We start from the raw sequence: 16,699 nt of genomic DNA, 5'->3' as shown, positions 1-16,699 counted from the left end.
AAAACCGATGACTTATCATCGGTTTTTTTATGTTTATCTAAAGGGGCTTGCTAACACCTTTATATTTTATGATTCAATTTTTTAGCTGTCTTCTTTATCTGTATTATCAATGACACCGTGTTTTGTTTTCCAATTTGTCCAGCGTTGTTGAGCTAATTGTTGCATATCTGTCGTTTTGTCTGCTTCATCAATGATTTCTTCACCAACCATGTACTCAAATATGTCTTCTAGAGTCAACAAACCTTGAACGGTACCGTACTCATCGATAACTAAAGCAAGCTGTGCTCTGTGCTTCATTAAGTGTTCAAATGCTTTTGGTAAGGTAGATGTACTAATTACTATCTGAATAGGGCGCATGATAGAACCTAGAGGGGATTTACCTTGACCTTCATGCATAGCAGAGAATAATTCTAGTCGGTGTGTAAAGCCAATAATGTTATCACTGTCTTCGCTATAGATTAAAGGACGTGAGAATGGCGTATTCATGTGTTCTTTTAGGAAGCCTTCAACCGTCATTTCAGCATTTACACGAAATAAAACCGTTCTTGGTGTCATCACTTGAGTAACAGGAACATCTTTAATATTTAGAATGTTAGTTAGTATTTTAGATTCACCTTCAGCAAATTCCCCATTTTCTTTTGCAAGCGTCGCCATTGCAGCTATTTCATCCCGAAGCTTTGGAGCTTGGTGGCCACGAGCTAAGCGTTTCGTTAATTGTTCAGATGCCCACACTACAGGGGTTAATAATAAAACCATCCAATAAAGCATTTTTCCGGCTAGTGGTGCAAGTTGACGCCAGTAGGTTGCTCCAATTGTTTTTGGAACAATCTCTGAGAATAATAAAATTGCGAACGTTAAGAACGCAGAGAATACACCTAACCACTCACTACCGAATACGATAGAAGCTTGAGCTCCGGATGCCGCGGCACCTGCCGTGTGGGCAATAGTGTTTAGCGTTAAAATTGACGCTAAAGGACGATCGACATTATTTTTTAACTGCGTTAATCTTTCTGCGGAAGGATGGTTTTCCTGTCGCATTTTAGCTAGATAGCTAGGACTGATACTGAGTAAAATTGCCTCAAGAACAGAACATATAAATGATACGCTGATAGAAATAGCGATATAGATGGATAAAATAAACATTATTAATCTCAAAAAAGTAAGCAAGCCCTTATAAAATGGGTGCTCAATGAGTGAAATGCAATGACTCAGAAATGAAAATTAGTAACAAATTGTGAGACGTTACTCAGTTTGTGCCTAAAGAATACGCATTCTGTAGCAAGAAGCGTGACAAACCTTTGCCAGGTAGGGGCTTTATGCATTAGAGTTAACGTGATTTTAAAAATATAGAAGGGAAATCCTAATGAATAAAACCCAGTTAATTGACGCTATTGCTGAAAAAGCAGACTTATCAAAAGCACAAGCAAAAGCAGCCCTTGAAGCGACTCTAGAAGGCGTAACTGGCGCACTTAAAGATGGCGAACAGGTTCAACTTATTGGCTTCGGTACATTTAAAGTTAACCACCGTGCAGCTCGCACTGGTCGCAATCCTAAGACTGGCGAAGAGATTCAAATCAAAGCGGCTAATGTTCCAGCATTTGTTGCAGGTAAAGCACTGAAAGAATCAGTGAACTAAGCTATACTTTGCCGAGTTAACCCTTAACTCGGCATTTTTATGAAGCGCATCCTATCTACCTTACTTCTTTCCGTTTTTCTTTTTGGCTGTTCATCAAATCCATCAGGTGAAGACCGCATTAAATCTGTCACATTAACCGGTGGTCAAATCCAAGGTGATGCAACCAGTTATTATTGGTACACCCGTAGACTACAACAATCTCTCAATGCCTCTGATTACGTTACGATGAGTGATTATGGTTGGTATAAAACCACCTACCGTTGGGAAAAAAATATATTAGTTGAAGCGATTCGTGAAGGGGAAATGTTAAATAGCTCTAATGAGCACATTCCTTACATGATGCACGTACGTTATAACGGTAATGGTGAAGCGGTGTATCAGCGTTATCGCAAGGATGGTCGTATCTTCCCATTGATGCCAGATCAACTGACACAATTTCAAGACCAATCTAAATATCTGATTGCAAAAGTAGAAAGTTTGGATAAAGAGAACATCTCTTTGTATCAAGGTGAGTGGGATGGCGAAATATTTAACTCTTGTGATGGTAAGCAATACGACCAATTAAAGTTTAATCAAATTTTACCTAATTTTGTGGTGGCTAGATTATCTGGTTTAGACAGCTTTATTTCATTTTTAGGTGAAGAGCAGGATCGAGATAAAAAAGTATTGAAGATGTCGGAGTTATTACTACTAACAGATGACAGCTATAAGTGTGTAGAGCGTCCAAATCTTATTGAAGATTAATAGCCGTTGTAGACGATGGGATAATAAAAAAGGCGCTATCATCAGCGCCTTTTTGCTATTTGTAGAAAGTAATGCTTATTTACTTTCTAATTCGCGAGCAATGGCACGGTAACCAATGTCATTGCGGTGGAACATTCCATTCCAACTAACTTGCTTTGTAAGCTCATACGCACGTTCCTGAGCTTCTAAGACGGTATTACCTAATGCAGTTGCACATAATACACGTCCACCGTTTGTAACTACATCACCAACGTCGTTGTTTTTTGTGCCAGCATGAAATATTTTCTGGCCTTCAACTTCAGTCGTTGGAAGAGAGATGATATCTCCTTTTGCATAATCGGCAGGATAACCACCAGCAGCAAGAACGACACCGATTGAAGCGCGTGGATCCCACTTAGATTCTGCTTCATCCAGTTTCTCATCGATCGCCATTAGGCATAGTTCAACAAGATCAGATTCCATGCGCATCATAATAGGTTGCGTTTCTGGATCACCAAAGCGGCAGTTATATTCGATTACTTTTGGCGTACCATCAGCATCAATCATCAAACCTGCATATAGGAAGCCAGTGTAAGGCGCGCCTTCAGCATCCATTCCACGAACCGTAGGATAGATAACTTCTTCTAGAATACGATTATGGATTTCAGGAGTAACAACAGGCGCTGGAGAATATGCCCCCATGCCGCCCGTATTAGGACCAGTGTCTTTATCGCCTACACGTTTATGATCTTGGCTAGTCGCCATTGGTAGAACGCTAGCGCCATCAACCATCACGATGAAGCTTGCTTCTTCACCTTCTAAAAATTCTTCAATAACGACACGACTACCGGCTTCACCAAAAACATTGCCAGAAAGCATGTCTTTGATAGCATCTTCAGCTTCTTCCAGAGTCATCGCAACGATAACGCCTTTACCCGCAGCAAGACCATCGGCTTTAACAACGATAGGTGCACCTTGCTCACGTACATACGCTAACGCAGGCTCTATCTCTGTGAAATTAGAGTAGTAGCCTGTCGGAATATCATGACGTGCTAAAAAGTCTTTAGTAAACGCTTTAGAACCTTCTAGTTGCGCTGCCGCTTTGGTTGGGCCAAAGATCGGTAATCCTGCTTCACGGAACGCATCAACCACACCAATTACCAATGGACCTTCAGGGCCAACGATAGTCAGTTCAATGGCTTTTTCTTTAGCAAATGCAACAAGGTTAGCGATGTCTTCAACATCAATCGCTACGTTTTCTAATTTTGGTTCAAGCGCTGTACCTGCATTACCTGGAGCGATAAATACCGTTTCAACGTTTGGGTTTTGTGCCGCTTTCCAGCCTAAAGCATGCTCTCTACCGCCTGCGCCGATAATTAATACATTCATGTTTTAATCCTTAATACCATCTTGTAATGGGGATAAATTATATAAATCGGTGAATACAAAGTTCAGTGTGCGAAAAACTATAAGAGCAATATTAAGCTCACAGAGTGCACTCATTTGCACTTATAGGAGCGTAGCGTTCTAGTTTCTAGAAGCGAAGCGCTCTCGTTACTGCCTTTCCTAGTGGCGGAAGTGACGCATACCGGTAAAGATCATCGCCATACCATGTTCGTCAGCGGCTGCAATAACTTCGTCATCACGCATAGAGCCACCCGGTTGGATAACGCATTTAATGCCTGCTTCAGCTGCAGCATCAATACCATCACGGAATGGGAAGAACGCATCCGATGCCATTGCACAGCCTTCAACTACAAGACCTTCGTCAGCGGCTTTAATGCCTGCAATTTTTGCAGAGTAAACGCGGCTCATTTGGCCAGCGCCGACACCGATAGTCATGTCACCTTTAGAGTAAACAATGGCGTTAGATTTAACGTATTTTGCTACTTTCCAACAGAACAACGCATCTTTTAATTCTTCAGTGGTTGGTTGGCGCTTAGAAACCACTTTAAGATCATCTTCAGATACCATGCCTTGGTCACGGTCTTGAACTAGCAGGCCGCCGTTAACACGCTTAATGTCAAAGCCCGTTGTTTTACTTGTCCACTCACCACATTCAAGTAGGCGAAGGTTTTTCTTAGCCGCGATGATTTCAATTGCTTCAGCAGAAACAGAAGGAGCAATGATAACTTCAACGAATTGACGTTCAGTAATTGCCGTTGCTGTGGCTGCATCTAGTTCGCGGTTGAATGCGATGATACCGCCAAATGCAGAGGTTGGATCTGTTTTGAAAGCGCGATCATAAGCTTCAAGAACATCTTTACCTAATGCAACACCACAAGGGTTTGCGTGCTTAACGATAACACAGGCAGGTTCGTCGAATTCTTTCACACACTCTAGAGCGGCATCTGTATCTGCAATGTTGTTGTAAGAAAGCGCTTTACCTTGGATCTGACGAGCCGTTGATACTGACGCTTCTTCAGGATTAGCTTCAACATAGAATGCAGCGGCTTGGTGGCTGTTCTCACCGTAGCGCATGTCTTGTTTTTTCTCGAACTGTTGGTTGAAGGTACGAGGGAATTTAGATTCGTTATCGCCTTCTTTATTCTCACCATAGCTAGGAACCATAGTACCGAAGTAATTAGCTATCATGCCATCGTAAGAAGCGGTGTGCTCAAATGCTGCAATCGCAAGGTCAAAACGCGTTGCTTGAGTCAGTGATTTGTCGTTAGCGTCCATTTCAGAAATTACGCGATCGTAATCGTGAGCATTAACGACAATAGCGACGTCTTTATGATTTTTAGCCGCAGAGCGAACCATTGTTGGACCACCGATATCGATGTTCTCAACAGCATCAGCTAGCGTACAGCCTTCTTTTGCTACGGTTTCAGCGAATGGATAAAGGTTAACAACAACAATATCGATTGGGTTGATACCATGCTGTTCCATGATGTCATCATCTTGACCGCGACGACCAAGAACACCACCATGTACCTTAGGATGAAGAGTTTTAACGCGGCCATCCATCATTTCAGGGAAGCCTGTGTAATCAGATACTTCTGTTACAGGGATATTTTTTTCTGCCAGCAGACGAGCTGTGCCGCCAGTAGATAAAATATCAACACCACGTTCAGTCAGTGCTTGAGCAAATTCTACAATACCAGTTTTATCAGATACGCTAATTAGCGCGCGACGGATCGGACGTGGGTTATTCATTGCTACTTTCTTCCTTTAGAATTAAGTTAGGATTTTTGCCAAAAATGAACTTGTTCTGTTTGTCATTCCTAGTAGTAAAGAAAGCAAACAGCAATTGGCCAGTTTTGGGAAATACCCTAATAAAGAGTTAAGCGCGAAACATCACATCAACGTAATGGCGCATATTCTAACTAAAGTTAAACAAAAAAGCTTCCGCAATCGATTGCATTCTCAAAAAAAGATGCCCTTTTTGGTAAAAAGGAATGAAAATGGGAGCAGAAGAAGAGGGATTAGCACGAATGAAAATGTATTTAATTGGTGAGTTGGCAAAACACTGTAATGTAACCAGTGATACATTACGTTTTTATGAAAAAAATGGATTACTCATTCCGTCGGGAAGAAGCAGTAGCGGTTATCGTCTTTATAATGAAGAAAATCTAGCGCAAATTCGTTTTATTTTAAAAGCAAAGCAATTGGGTTTGACTCTTGATGAGATTAAAGAGTTACTTGCGATTCGCTTAGAGGCAACTAAACACAGCTGTGCTGAAGTTAAATCGATCACACAGACTAAGTTAACGATTATAGATGAGAAGATTGCACAACTCACGGATATACGTACCGCATTGAAAAGCATTAATGATGCGTGCTGTGGCCATATTGATGAGGATGCTTCGCATTGCTCAATACTTTCAGCACTGGCGGATTTAGAAGAAAAGAAAGCGTAATTTATTGTAACGGTTTATTAAAGATGTTGATAAAATGGTCGATAGATTAATGTATAAAGAGATGAGTAAAAATTAGGTGAGAGCCAATTAATGGAAAAACAATACGTAATGAAATTGCTTTCCGCCCTGAAAGTTATCGACAGAAAAATCAGTGAACAAGGGAAAGCAGTCATGGAGCTTGATGCTCGCATTAAGCGTATTGAAGCTCAAAACGCTAAGATCGCTAAAATGATTGATAGCGGTGGTACTCAAGGTACGAGTACATCAGGAGCCTCAGTTGATTTAAGTGAACTTGATGATCGCTTGAAAGGCATTGAAGAGAAAACAGCAAAAGCCGTTGAGCTTATTCGCTCAGGAGTTGGCGCTGGTGGTGGTAAGAAACGAGCTTGGCCGCCATAATTGGTAAGAGATTTAAAGCCGATATTACAGAAATGTAGTATCGGCTTTTTTATGCTTATTGATTAGTACAAGACATAGTAGGCTTTATCTTAGATATAAAAAAAGCAGCGTTAATTGCTTAACACTGCTTTGAATTTTTAATAAGACTTGATTAGTTCATGCCGTATTTTTTAAGTTTCTTACGAAGTGTACCACGGTTGATACCCATCATATTTGCTGCTTTTGTTTGGTTGCCGCGAGTATGCTGCATGATCATGTCTAGTAGAGGTTGCTCTACTTCAGCTAATACTAATTCATATAAGTCGTTAACTTCTTGACCGTTTAATTGGCCTAAGTAGTTTTTCAGCGAAGCCTTAACAGAGTCACGTAGTGGCTTCTGAGTAATCTGGTCTTGTGCTGTAACTGTTGTAACTGTTAATGCTTCTGAAGTCATAGATTGATCGAACATATTCTGTTTAGCTCTTCTGTTATTATGATGCAACGTGGTCGAAATAGCTTTCAAGCTGTTGAAGTTGCTGATGGGCATCTTCAATAGCATTAAAGCCGCGGCGGAATTCATTTGCTTGTTCGTGCTCTTTTAAATACCAACCCACATGCTTACGAGCAATGCGAGGGCCTAAAAACTCACCATAAAATAGGTGAAGCGCTTGAACATGACCCAATAAAGTGGCCTTCACTTCTTCAATAGGAAGAGGTGGCATGAATTCGCCCGTTTCTAAATAATGTTGGATTTCTTGAAAAATCCATGGCCTACCTTGTGCAGGACGGCCGATCATTAAAGCGTCTGCGCCGGTGTAATCCAGCACAAAACGAGCCTTTTCCGGTGAGTCAATATCACCGTTTGCTATAACCGGAATCGAAATCGCTTCTTTTACCGCTTTAATGTTGTCGTACTCAGCATCACCTTTGTACATGCAAGCTCTGGTACGCCCATGGAGCGCTAAAGCTTGAATGCCGCATTGTTCTGCCATTTTTGCAACCTGAACACAGTTTCTATTGTCCGGATCCCAGCCTGTACGCGTTTTCAGAGTAACAGGAACATCAACCGCATTCACAACTGCCAATAAGATCTCTTCAATCAAATCTGGGCGTTGTAGGAGCGCTGAGCCTGCAAGCTTCTTATTCACTTTCTTAGCAGGGCATCCCATATTGATATCGATGATTTGCGCACCAGTCTCAACACAGTATCGCGCTGCTTCCGCCATTAACTTAGGATCTGCCCCTGCAATTTGTACCGAGCGAATACCAGATTCACCTTCATGCACCATGCGATTTTGGGACTTAGATGTTTTCCACAGTTTTGGATTAGAAGACATCATTTCGCTTACAGCCATGCCTGCGCCGTAACGCATACACAATTCACGAAAAGGTTTATCAGTCACACCAGCCATAGGAGCAACGATAAGATTGTTCTTTAATGTATATTTACCTATCTGCAAAACATCCACGCACGTTTGTGTCGGCAAGGGCGCGCATTTTACGCATTTTTTCCTCGCCTGAAAAGACCAAATTTTGAGCATTTACAAATTGTTTGTGCAATTTGTTTATATTTCAGTCAATTAGATGGTTTTATGCCTCAAATTTAGTATTGAGGCATTGAAGTTTTTTCTAGGAAGAGTAGGTCTTGGAGGCCGTTACTTCTTAATTCCAGAGATTCTGCACCATTCTTGTTGCTCTGCAATTGCATCAAGAGTGAAGTTATCTGAGTAGTATGAAGCAACACTATCTGCTTGAGTATCGAGCACGCCAGACATAGCTAGTACGCCACCTGGTTTCACATGAGCCGTAATAATACTTGAAAGCTCACGTAAAGGGGCTGCAAGAATATTAGCGACAACCACATCAGCAACTAGGTTTTCAGGTTGGTCTTGAGGAAGGAAAAGCGCTAGTTGATCTGCAACACCATTGCGAGTGGCATTGTCTTTTGATGCAGTGATCGCTTGAGGATCAATGTCGATCCCAACAACTTTCGCTGCACCTAATTTGATCGCTGCGATCGCTAAGATGCCAGAACCACAACCGAAGTCGATAACTGTTTTACCAGTAAGATCGATGCTTTCTAGCCATTCAAGACAAAGTGCGGTTGTTGCGTGCGTACCTGTACCGAATGCAAGGCCAGGATCAAGCATTACGTTGATAGCGTCAGGTTCTGGGATTTCACGCCAGCTTGGGCAAATCCATAAGCGTTCGCCAAATTTCATTGGGTGGAAGTTGTCCATCCATTCGCGTTCCCAATCTTTATCTTCAAGTTGCTCTACTTTGTAAGCAAAATGGTCATCAAGAATGGTGCTTGCTTTCAATTGTGTAATGACTAAATCCATGTCGGTTTCTGCATCATAAAGAGCAACAATGTCTGTTTCACCCCATAAACGAGTCTCTCCAGGAAGAGGTTCAAAGATAGGGCTATCTTTAGCATCTAAAAATGTAACAGAAAGTGCACCAGTTTCTTCTACTAGCATATCGCTGATGAGTTCAGCATTTTCCGATGTTGCATTTAGTTTTACTTGAATCCAAGGCATGGGGATCACTTTATTTAGTTGAAAATATCGGCGAATTTTATCATAGAAAAAGGCCGTGAGTGTAATCACTCACGGCCTTTATTTATTTCTTAGCTTAAAGAATGAAAATTATGCCTTATTGAAGACCTAATTTTTTCTCAAGATAATGAATATTCGCACCGCCGTGTTGGAAGTTTTCATCATTCATAATATCTAAGTGTAAAGAGATATTAGTATTAATGCCTTCAACAATCATTTCGCTTAATGCGTTCTTCATACGAGCGATAGCAACATCACGGTTCTCACCGTAAGTAATTAGCTTACCGATCATTGAGTCGTAATGTGGTGGCACTGTGTAGCCGGTATAAATATGAGATTCCCAACGAACGCCCATGCCACCAGGTGCATGAAAACGTGTAATCTTACCTGGTGAAGGTAGGAAACGAACAGGATCTTCAGCATTTATACGACACTCAATAGAGTGGCCACGTAGCTTGATATCATCTTGAGTGAAAGAAAGAGGTTGACCTGCAGCAATGCGCAGTTGCTCTTTGATTAAGTCGATACCCGTTACCATTTCAGTAATCGTGTGCTCAACTTGAATACGTGTATTCATCTCAATGAAGTAGAATTCACCATTTTCGTATAGGAATTCAAAAGTACCAGCACCACGATAAGCGATATCAACACAAGCTCGCGTACAACGCTCACCGATGTATTTACGCATCTCTTCAGTGATACCTGGAGCCGGAGCTTCTTCAACCACTTTTTGGTGACGACGTTGCATAGAACAATCACGTTCACCAAGGTGTATTGCGTTGCCTTGACCGTCAGCAATGATTTGTACTTCAATGTGGCGAGGGTTTTCAAGGAATTTCTCCATGTAAACCGTACCATCACCAAAACACGCAGTCGCTTCAGCACGAGTCATTGCAATCGCTTCAATAAGGTCTTTTTCTGCACGAACAACACGCATACCACGACCACCGCCACCGCTAGAGGCTTTGATGATAATTGGGTAGCCGATACGTTTAGCAAATGATTTATTTTTTGCTTCATCGTTATCTAACGGGCCGTCAGAACCAGGTACACAAGGTACACCTGCTTTTTTCATTGAGCTGATCGCAGACACTTTGTCACCCATCATACGGATAGTTTCCGCTTTTGGACCAACAAAGATGAAGCCTGAACGTTCAACTTGCTCTGCAAAATCAGCATTTTCAGCTAAGAAACCGTAACCTGGGTGAACAGCAACTGCCCCTGTTACTTCTGCCGCGCTGATGATTCGAGGGATGTTTAAGTAGCTGTCAGCACTGCGAGCAGGGCCAATACAGATTGTTTCATCTGCAAGCAATACGTGTTTTAAATCACGGTCAGCAGTAGAGTGAACAGCAACAGTTTTAATGCCAAGTTCTTTACATGCTCGCAAGATTCGTAGTGCAATTTCACCACGGTTTGCAATAACTAATTTATCTAACATAGCAGCCTCTATTATTCGATGATAACAAGAGGTTGATCAAACTCAACCGGGTTACCGTCTTCAGCTAGAATCGCGGTAACAACACCCGATTTATCTGCTTCGATTTGGTTCATCATTTTCATTGCTTCAACGATACAAAGAGTATCACCAGCAGTGACTTGTTGACCAACTTTAACAAATGGTTTTGCATCCGGGCTAGAAGCGCCGTAGAAAGTACCAACCATTGGAGAACGCACTTTGTGACCTGCGACTTCTGTAGGAGTCTCTACCACTGGAGCGGCAACAGGTAGTGCCGCTGGAGCAGCAACAGGAGCGACTGGCGCTGGGTATGGTTGCATTGGTGCTAATTGAGCCATAGGGGCAACAGCACGGCTGATGCGTACTGATTCTTCACCTTCAGAGATCTCAAGTTCAGCAATGCCAGATTCTTCAACTAGTTCAATTAGTTTTTTAATTTTGCGGATATCCATTGTGTCATCTCTTCTGTTTTATATTCAGTGATTAATTTGAACGCAGGCGTTTTATCGCTGCATTCAAAGCAAATTCGTAGCCATCTGCGCCTAACCCACAAATCACGCCTACGGCTTTATCGGAAAGATAAGAGTGGTGGCGGAAAGGTTCGCGAGCATGGACATTAGATAAATGTACTTCGATAAAAGGAATATCAACACCAAGCAATGCGTCACGCAAAGCGACACTCGTATGAGTAAACGCTGCTGGATTGATAATAATGAAATCAATACGTTGATATGCATTATGAATAGCTTCGATCAGCTCATATTCACGATTAGATTGTAAATGCTCAAGTTCAACATTCAATGCATTCGCTTGAACGGTAAGAGTATTGACAATTTGTTCTAAATTTTGACTGCCATAATGTGCAGGCTCTCGAAGACCTAATAGATTAAGGTTCGGGCCATTGAGAACTAAAATTCGCGATTGAGTAGACATTGTGATGCTAAATTCCTTGTTTTTACAGTTAAAGTAAAAAAAGCACATCTTTTATATTAGATTCGATGAACTTTTGCAATTTTTGTCTTGCGAATGCTCATAAAAAGCAATTATAGACAATATCACAGCAAATCGCAGCAAAATACTGGTCTTATCAGCTCTAAGTTTCATTTGTTGTTCAAAAAATAAAACGCATTTTGGCTTGAATATGACAATTAGAATCTAATCGAATGGTTAAGTTCTGTTGTTTTATCTGTTAATTAACAAATACTTCTAACTTGTGGAACAATTATACAGTTTTTGATTTCGTTTATTCATCAGAAATTCTTTTGGAAGAAATTGTTATGTCAATTTGAGCTAGAAGTCACAAGAAAAAAGCCACTATTATGTTTAATAGTGGCTTTTTTACTAAGCTGAGTTTTTACTCTACGAGAGAATTTTCATTGTTCTATTTAGGCAATTTTTCTTTGCTCTTCAATGAGTTTATCAACAACACTTGGGTCCGCCAATGTAGAAGTATCTCCTAGATTAGAGGTATCTCCCGTTGCTATCTTACGAAGAATACGACGCATGATTTTTCCTGAACGAGTTTTAGGCAGCGAATCTGTCCAGTGTAAAAAATCAGGTGTAGCGATAGGTCCAATTTCTTTTCTCACCCAATCTTTGACTTCTTTATGAAGTTCCGCACTTGGGTATTCACCCGAATTTAGGGTGATGTATGCGTAAATCGCTTGGCCTTTAATATCATGTGGAACACCAACAATTGCTGCTTCTGCGATTTTACTGAAAGAAACGAGCGCGGATTCAACTTCCGCGGTGCCCATTCGATGACCCGAAACATTTAATACGTCATCAACACGGCCAGTGATCCAATAATACCCATCTTCATCACGTCGAGCGCCATCGCTGGTAAAATACATCCCTTTAAAGGTTGAGAAGTACGTTTGTTCAAAACGGTCATGATCACCGTAGATGGTGCGCATTTGCCCCGGCCATGAATCGGTAATCACGAGATTTCCATCGGCAGCACCTTCAATAATGTTACCCATGTTATCAACCAAAGCAGGTTGAACACCAAAGAATGGACGAGTTGCTGAACCCGGTTTTAATGCGGTTGCACCAGGAAGAGGAGAGATTAAGATCCCACCCGTTTCGGTTTGCCACCATGTATCAACGATTGGGCAGCGAGCATCACCAATGGTGTTGTAATACCATTCCCATGCTTCAGGGTTGATTGGTTCGCCGACGGATCCCATCACGCGTAATGAGGATCTTGAGGTTCCTTCTACTGCGTCATTACCGTGAGCCATGAGTGCTCGAATGGCTGTTGGTGCAGTATAAAGAATATTTACGTTGTGCTTATCGACCACTTCACTCATGCGGCTAGTGCTTGGGTAGTTTGGCACACCTTCAAACAGAATGGTTTTTGCGCCATTAGCGAGAGGTCCGTAGATTAAATAAGTATGGCCAGTGATCCAACCTACATCAGCGGTACACCAGAAGACTTCACCTTCTTGGTAATCAAAGATGTATTTGAAGGTCATTGCTGCATAAACAAGGTAGCCGCCAGTGGTGTGTAATACACCTTTTGGTTTACCTGTTGAGCCTGAGGTGTAAAGAATGAAAAGAGGATCTTCTGCATTCATTGCTTCTGGTTCACAATGCGCAGACGCAACCGCTGTTGCTTCATGCCACCATACATCACGATCTTCAGTCCACTCAATGTCATTACCAGTACGTTGGAATACAACCACTTTTTCAATGGTTGTGACTTCAGGGTTATTTAATGCATCGTCGACGTTTTTCTTTAGAGGTACGGTACGACCGCCACGAACGCCTTCATCGGCGGTGATCACGACTTTCGCATCGGAATCAACAATTCGACCTGCCAATGCTTCTGGTGAGAACCCACCAAAAACAACCGTGTGAACTGCACCAATACGAGTACAAGCAAGCATTGCAACGGCTGCTTCAGCAACCATTGGCATATAAATGCACACGACATCGCCTTTACGAACGCCTTGACTCTTAAGTGCGTTTGAGAATTTACACACTTGTTCGTGAAGTTCGTTGAAGGTAATTGACGCATCATCTTGTGGATCATCGCCTTCCCAAATAATAGCGACTTCATCGCCACGAGTGGCAAGATGGCGATCAATGCAGTTTGCAGAGACATTGAGTTTGCCATCTTCAAACCATTTAATGTCTACGTGGCCAGTATCAAAAGAGGTATTTTTTACTTTAGTGTAAGGAGTCATCCAATCGACTATTTGTCCATGCTCACGCCAGAAACCTTCAGGGTTAATAACGGATTGCTGGTACATTTCACGGTATTTATCTTCATCGGCATGTGCATTGTTGGCGATGTCTTGATTGACTGGGTATACGTGAATGTCACTCATGTTGGTTCTCCTTGTGAATACAGCAAATATCCAGATTAGTATGTCGCTGAATTTATGGCAGTGCCTTCATTGGCTCTGCTCTTTTATTAGTAGGGTTGATATTACTTTCTGCTAGAAATGTGTTTTCAACAATTAGACTTTAGTCAGAGAAAGAAAGGTTTACTGAATTTTTGACCAGATAAGAGTTGGTTTTTGAGAGGCAGATCAGTAACTGTGAGCATTTCTTATTTTAGGTAGATCGGGAAAATCCCCATAAGTTAAGCGCACATAAATAAGAGCAGCAGCAATGGCATCCTCAAGGGCATCATGGCGTTCGGCCTGTGGTAGGTCTAAATGTCGAGAAATCGCTTCAATGCTTAAATCGTAATACGCATTAGGTAATAGTCTTTCTAATTTGTGATGATAAAGATGACTCACTTCAATAAGTCGGTTTGGTAGGGGGTGAGTGAAGTGACGTAGGCAGACGCGATCTAAAATCTTCTTATCATAACGAATGTGGTACCCAACAATTGGGCAGCGTCCAATAAATTTAATGAGCAGCTCAAGGGCCTCTTTTTCTGATATCCCGTGAGTTAAATCTTGGTGTCTTAATTGATGTATTTTAACTGAATCAGAAGTCAGGCTCTGTGGAGGTCTTAATTTTAGATGAAGGGTCTGGCTTGTGAGTACTCGATTATTTTTTATTTTGATAGCAGCAATTGAGACCAATTCGGCATAATTCGGGTCAAGGCTAGTGGTTTCACAATCTATAGAAACCAACTCATCTCCAGAGTAAGGAGTAAATAACTCACGATGTGGATGAGTTCGTAATTTATAGTGCCACCAGCAGCGTTGTAGTCGATTCATTATTATTAATCCCTGATCTGATAATGATAACCAAGCCATTCTTTGAATTTTTTAACGATGTGTAAACTGTGGCGCAATAAATCCCGTTCAGTTCTATCAAGTTGTTCTATGTGAATATGATTAGTGAGTTGAGCTGTTTTCTCTTGTAATTGATGACGTAAGCGCCATTTGAAAAATAGCTTTAAGGCTTCACTTAAATTATCTGCTGTCGATGGTTCGAGTACTTTACGTTGGCATAATTCGTCAATACGTTGGAAAGTGTTGGTTTTATCAATCCCTTGCTCTAGTGACAATGTTCGGATCCCGTGAACAATGGGAAAAATAGCGCCTTGCTTGATATCAATCCCTTCTTTTTTATTTTTTATATTGCCAAACAAAGTCAATGGAACGGTAAATTGAAGAGCGGGACGAATAAAAAAACTGAGGATGAGATCATTATCGTTGAGTTTATTCGTTATGCATTGCTTTAAGGGGGTAAGTAACTCGCGATTACCTGCAATGGCTTGAGCATCAGAAAAAATAGCTAAATTCATCATGTTATTGCCGTTATGTTCAGTGCATATTTTTTCAATATAATGTAGCCATTCTCCCTCTGTTTTTACCCAATGAGGATTACTTACCATTATGTTTCCTTTGCATAATGGGTAACCTAATTGTTGTAGTGTTTGGGTTAACTTTTTCATCAACGTATGAACATTGGGCCATTCAACGTTATCTTCAATGATTAAGGCATTGTCTTGATCTGTTTTTAGGACTTGTTCTCCTCGACCTTCAGAGCCCATGACAATGAAGCAGCAATGATTATGTAAGCTTTTAGGCACAATCAAACTGAATGCTTTTTCAATGATTTGTTCATTAACGGTTGAGATTAACTCCATAATAAATCGAGTTAGAATACCATTATTAATTAAAGTTTCAATGAGTTGCGTTTGACTGTTGGCTGCTATTGCGAGCTCTTCAATGCTTTGTGCTCTAGCGATCCGTAACGTAAGGACATGGGAGTGTGTTGAAAAAAGACTCAAGACTTGTGTCATATCTAACATGCCAATGAGTTGATTATTTTCGAGAACAGCAACGCGTTTTACTCGATGTCGAGTCATTAACGTCATGGCGTTAAAGAGGTAGTCATCCTTATGAACATGAACAATAGGATAAGTTGCTATTGGTCCCGCGGGCTGATTAGGGTCAAGCCCATCAAGCATTAAGGCGTGCAATAAGTCGGTTCGAGTAATAATGCCAAAAGGTAAGTGGTTGCTGGTTGCTTGATGTCGTTTGTCGTATTGATTCAACTCTACAAATAAAGCGTCTGCATTATTTTCTTTGAGTAAATGCGTGACGTGTTTTAATGACGTATTTCCATCGACAACGAGGCACTCTTGAATCGTATCATCATCCACTTTGGTGAGTATAAATTCGGCGAGGTTTTGTTGTTGGTGAGCTTGTGTAATTAATGCTTTTCGTTTGGCTAAACTGTTATTGAAATAGGCAGAAAAGGCATGATTATTTTTATATAAAGAGAGAAAAACAGAGCTAGGAAGAAGATGACATAATGTATCTTCGATTGCGTGATAGGTGTGTTTGGCGGAACCTTCAAATTGAGATCGAATATCAAAAAGATCATCATGGGTATAATGCGCGTAGATCTCTCCATTGCTATTTGAACGCTCTTCAACAACTCCCTTTATGATGATGAAGACATTTTCAGGCTCTTGCCCTTCATGCAGTAATGTATCTCCCGTTCGGAAATAGGCAATATCGACATGACGGGTTAATTGCTCTTGTTCTTGAGTTGTTAGAGTATTGAATGGAGCAATTGAGAAATTGAGTTCACTTGGCATAGCTCCATCCTTACCTTGGTTAGTGTGCTTATTTTCACTATAAATCACTAAATAATGAAGACG

Annotated in this window: 16 protein-coding genes; 4 read left to right on the top strand and 12 right to left on the bottom strand. The window is 41.2% G+C overall.

What is annotated here, in order from left to right:
- Positions 1-81: 81 nt before the first annotated feature.
- The gene (locus A6E06_RS00590) at positions 82-1,143 is read right to left on the bottom strand and encodes a CNNM domain-containing protein (RefSeq protein ID WP_065592881.1); all 1,062 of its coding nucleotides are present in this window, start codon (positions 1,141-1,143) and stop codon (positions 82-84) included.
- A 220-nt stretch (positions 1,144-1,363) separates the two neighbouring features.
- Here A6E06_RS00590 and A6E06_RS00585 point away from each other — a divergent pair, with 220 nt between their 5' ends.
- Together A6E06_RS00585 and A6E06_RS00580 are read left to right on the top strand one after the other, a co-directional pair.
- The gene (locus tag A6E06_RS00585) at positions 1,364-1,636 is read left to right on the top strand and encodes an HU family DNA-binding protein (protein ID WP_060992719.1); all 273 of its coding nucleotides are present in this window, start codon (positions 1,364-1,366) and stop codon (positions 1,634-1,636) included.
- Positions 1,637-1,675: 39 nt separating this feature from the next.
- The gene (locus A6E06_RS00580) at positions 1,676-2,380 is read left to right on the top strand and encodes a DUF1481 domain-containing protein (RefSeq protein WP_065592882.1); all 705 of its coding nucleotides are present in this window, start codon (positions 1,676-1,678) and stop codon (positions 2,378-2,380) included.
- Positions 2,381-2,455: 75 nt separating this feature from the next.
- Here A6E06_RS00580 and purD read toward each other — a convergent pair whose 3' ends face one another.
- A complete protein-coding gene (purD, locus tag A6E06_RS00575) occupies positions 2,456-3,748 on the bottom strand; it encodes a phosphoribosylamine--glycine ligase (protein WP_065592883.1) in 1,293 nt (430 codons plus the stop codon).
- 177 nt (positions 3,749-3,925) lie between these two features.
- A complete protein-coding gene (gene purH / locus A6E06_RS00570; RefSeq protein WP_065592884.1) occupies positions 3,926-5,518 on the bottom strand; it encodes a bifunctional phosphoribosylaminoimidazolecarboxamide formyltransferase/IMP cyclohydrolase in 1,593 nt (530 codons plus the stop codon).
- A gap of 284 nt (positions 5,519-5,802) precedes the next feature.
- On the opposite strand from purH, the gene zntR reads away from it, so the two are divergent.
- A complete protein-coding gene (gene zntR, locus A6E06_RS00565; RefSeq protein ID WP_065592934.1) occupies positions 5,803-6,222 on the top strand; it encodes a Zn(2+)-responsive transcriptional regulator in 420 nt (139 codons plus the stop codon).
- Positions 6,223-6,312: 90 nt separating this feature from the next.
- Positions 6,313-6,621 (top strand): hypothetical protein, encoded by a 309-nt coding sequence (locus A6E06_RS00560; RefSeq protein WP_065592885.1) that lies wholly within the window; start codon positions 6,313-6,315, stop codon positions 6,619-6,621.
- 151 nt (positions 6,622-6,772) lie between these two features.
- Here the strand turns inward: A6E06_RS00560 and fis are convergent, their stop codons facing one another.
- The 9 genes from fis to A6E06_RS00515 all read right to left on the bottom strand — a co-directional run bounded on the left by fis (position 6,773) and on the right by A6E06_RS00515 (position 16,636).
- Positions 6,773-7,069, bottom strand: a complete 297-nt coding sequence (gene fis / locus A6E06_RS00555; protein WP_005421285.1) for a DNA-binding transcriptional regulator Fis — start codon at positions 7,067-7,069, stop codon at positions 6,773-6,775.
- Positions 7,070-7,091: 22 nt separating this feature from the next.
- A complete protein-coding gene (gene dusB / locus A6E06_RS00550) occupies positions 7,092-8,060 on the bottom strand; it encodes a tRNA dihydrouridine synthase DusB (protein ID WP_065592935.1) in 969 nt (322 codons plus the stop codon).
- Between the two features lie 195 nt (positions 8,061-8,255).
- Complete coding sequence (prmA, locus tag A6E06_RS00545; protein WP_065592886.1) at positions 8,256-9,140, bottom strand: 50S ribosomal protein L11 methyltransferase; 885 nt, start codon at positions 9,138-9,140, stop codon at positions 8,256-8,258.
- A 115-nt stretch (positions 9,141-9,255) separates the two neighbouring features.
- Positions 9,256-10,599, bottom strand: a complete 1,344-nt coding sequence (gene accC / locus A6E06_RS00540) for an acetyl-CoA carboxylase biotin carboxylase subunit (RefSeq protein ID WP_065592887.1) — start codon at positions 10,597-10,599, stop codon at positions 9,256-9,258.
- Positions 10,600-10,610: 11 nt separating this feature from the next.
- Positions 10,611-11,069: an acetyl-CoA carboxylase biotin carboxyl carrier protein gene (gene accB / locus A6E06_RS00535; RefSeq protein ID WP_065592888.1), complete on the bottom strand. Its 459-nt coding sequence runs from the start codon at positions 11,067-11,069 to the stop codon at positions 10,611-10,613.
- A gap of 31 nt (positions 11,070-11,100) precedes the next feature.
- Entirely contained in the window at positions 11,101-11,550 is a 450-nt protein-coding gene (gene aroQ, locus A6E06_RS00530) for a type II 3-dehydroquinate dehydratase (protein ID WP_065592889.1), read from the bottom strand.
- A 452-nt stretch (positions 11,551-12,002) separates the two neighbouring features.
- The gene (gene acs, locus A6E06_RS00525; RefSeq protein ID WP_065592890.1) at positions 12,003-13,952 is read right to left on the bottom strand and encodes an acetate--CoA ligase; all 1,950 of its coding nucleotides are present in this window, start codon (positions 13,950-13,952) and stop codon (positions 12,003-12,005) included.
- Positions 13,953-14,156: 204 nt separating this feature from the next.
- Positions 14,157-14,798, bottom strand: a complete 642-nt coding sequence (locus A6E06_RS00520) for a 3'-5' exonuclease (RefSeq protein ID WP_065592891.1) — start codon at positions 14,796-14,798, stop codon at positions 14,157-14,159.
- A 5-nt stretch (positions 14,799-14,803) separates the two neighbouring features.
- Positions 14,804-16,636, bottom strand: a complete 1,833-nt coding sequence (locus tag A6E06_RS00515) for a putative nucleotidyltransferase substrate binding domain-containing protein (RefSeq protein ID WP_065592892.1) — start codon at positions 16,634-16,636, stop codon at positions 14,804-14,806.
- Positions 16,637-16,699 lie beyond the last annotated feature (63 nt).

The organism is Aliivibrio sp. 1S175 (assembly GCF_001690985.1).
Taxonomy (GTDB): domain Bacteria; phylum Pseudomonadota; class Gammaproteobacteria; order Enterobacterales; family Vibrionaceae; genus Aliivibrio.
This window is presented reverse-complemented; position numbering and strand designations above follow the sequence as displayed.

Excerpts from the sequence above, each read along its gene's own strand:
- A6E06_RS00590 (WP_065592881.1), bottom strand. The coding sequence starts at position 1,143 with ATGTTTATTTTATCCATCTATATCGCTATTTCTATCAGCGTATCATTT.
- A6E06_RS00585 (WP_060992719.1), top strand. The coding sequence starts at position 1,364 with ATGAATAAAACCCAGTTAATTGACGCTATTGCTGAAAAAGCAGACTTA.
- A6E06_RS00580 (WP_065592882.1), top strand. The coding sequence starts at position 1,676 with ATGAAGCGCATCCTATCTACCTTACTTCTTTCCGTTTTTCTTTTTGGC.
- purD (WP_065592883.1), bottom strand. The coding sequence starts at position 3,748 with ATGAATGTATTAATTATCGGCGCAGGCGGTAGAGAGCATGCTTTAGGC.
- purH (WP_065592884.1), bottom strand. The coding sequence starts at position 5,518 with ATGAATAACCCACGTCCGATCCGTCGCGCGCTAATTAGCGTATCTGAT.
- zntR (WP_065592934.1), top strand. The coding sequence starts at position 5,803 with ATGTATTTAATTGGTGAGTTGGCAAAACACTGTAATGTAACCAGTGAT.
- A6E06_RS00560 (WP_065592885.1), top strand. The coding sequence starts at position 6,313 with ATGGAAAAACAATACGTAATGAAATTGCTTTCCGCCCTGAAAGTTATC.
- fis (WP_005421285.1), bottom strand. The coding sequence starts at position 7,069 with ATGTTCGATCAATCTATGACTTCAGAAGCATTAACAGTTACAACAGTT.
- prmA (WP_065592886.1), bottom strand. The coding sequence starts at position 9,140 with ATGCCTTGGATTCAAGTAAAACTAAATGCAACATCGGAAAATGCTGAA.
- accC (WP_065592887.1), bottom strand. The coding sequence starts at position 10,599 with ATGTTAGATAAATTAGTTATTGCAAACCGTGGTGAAATTGCACTACGA.
- accB (WP_065592888.1), bottom strand. The coding sequence starts at position 11,069 with ATGGATATCCGCAAAATTAAAAAACTAATTGAACTAGTTGAAGAATCT.
- aroQ (WP_065592889.1), bottom strand. The coding sequence starts at position 11,550 with ATGTCTACTCAATCGCGAATTTTAGTTCTCAATGGCCCGAACCTTAAT.
- acs (WP_065592890.1), bottom strand. The coding sequence starts at position 13,952 with ATGAGTGACATTCACGTATACCCAGTCAATCAAGACATCGCCAACAAT.
- A6E06_RS00520 (WP_065592891.1), bottom strand. The coding sequence starts at position 14,798 with ATGAATCGACTACAACGCTGCTGGTGGCACTATAAATTACGAACTCAT.
- A6E06_RS00515 (WP_065592892.1), bottom strand. The coding sequence starts at position 16,636 with ATGCCAAGTGAACTCAATTTCTCAATTGCTCCATTCAATACTCTAACA.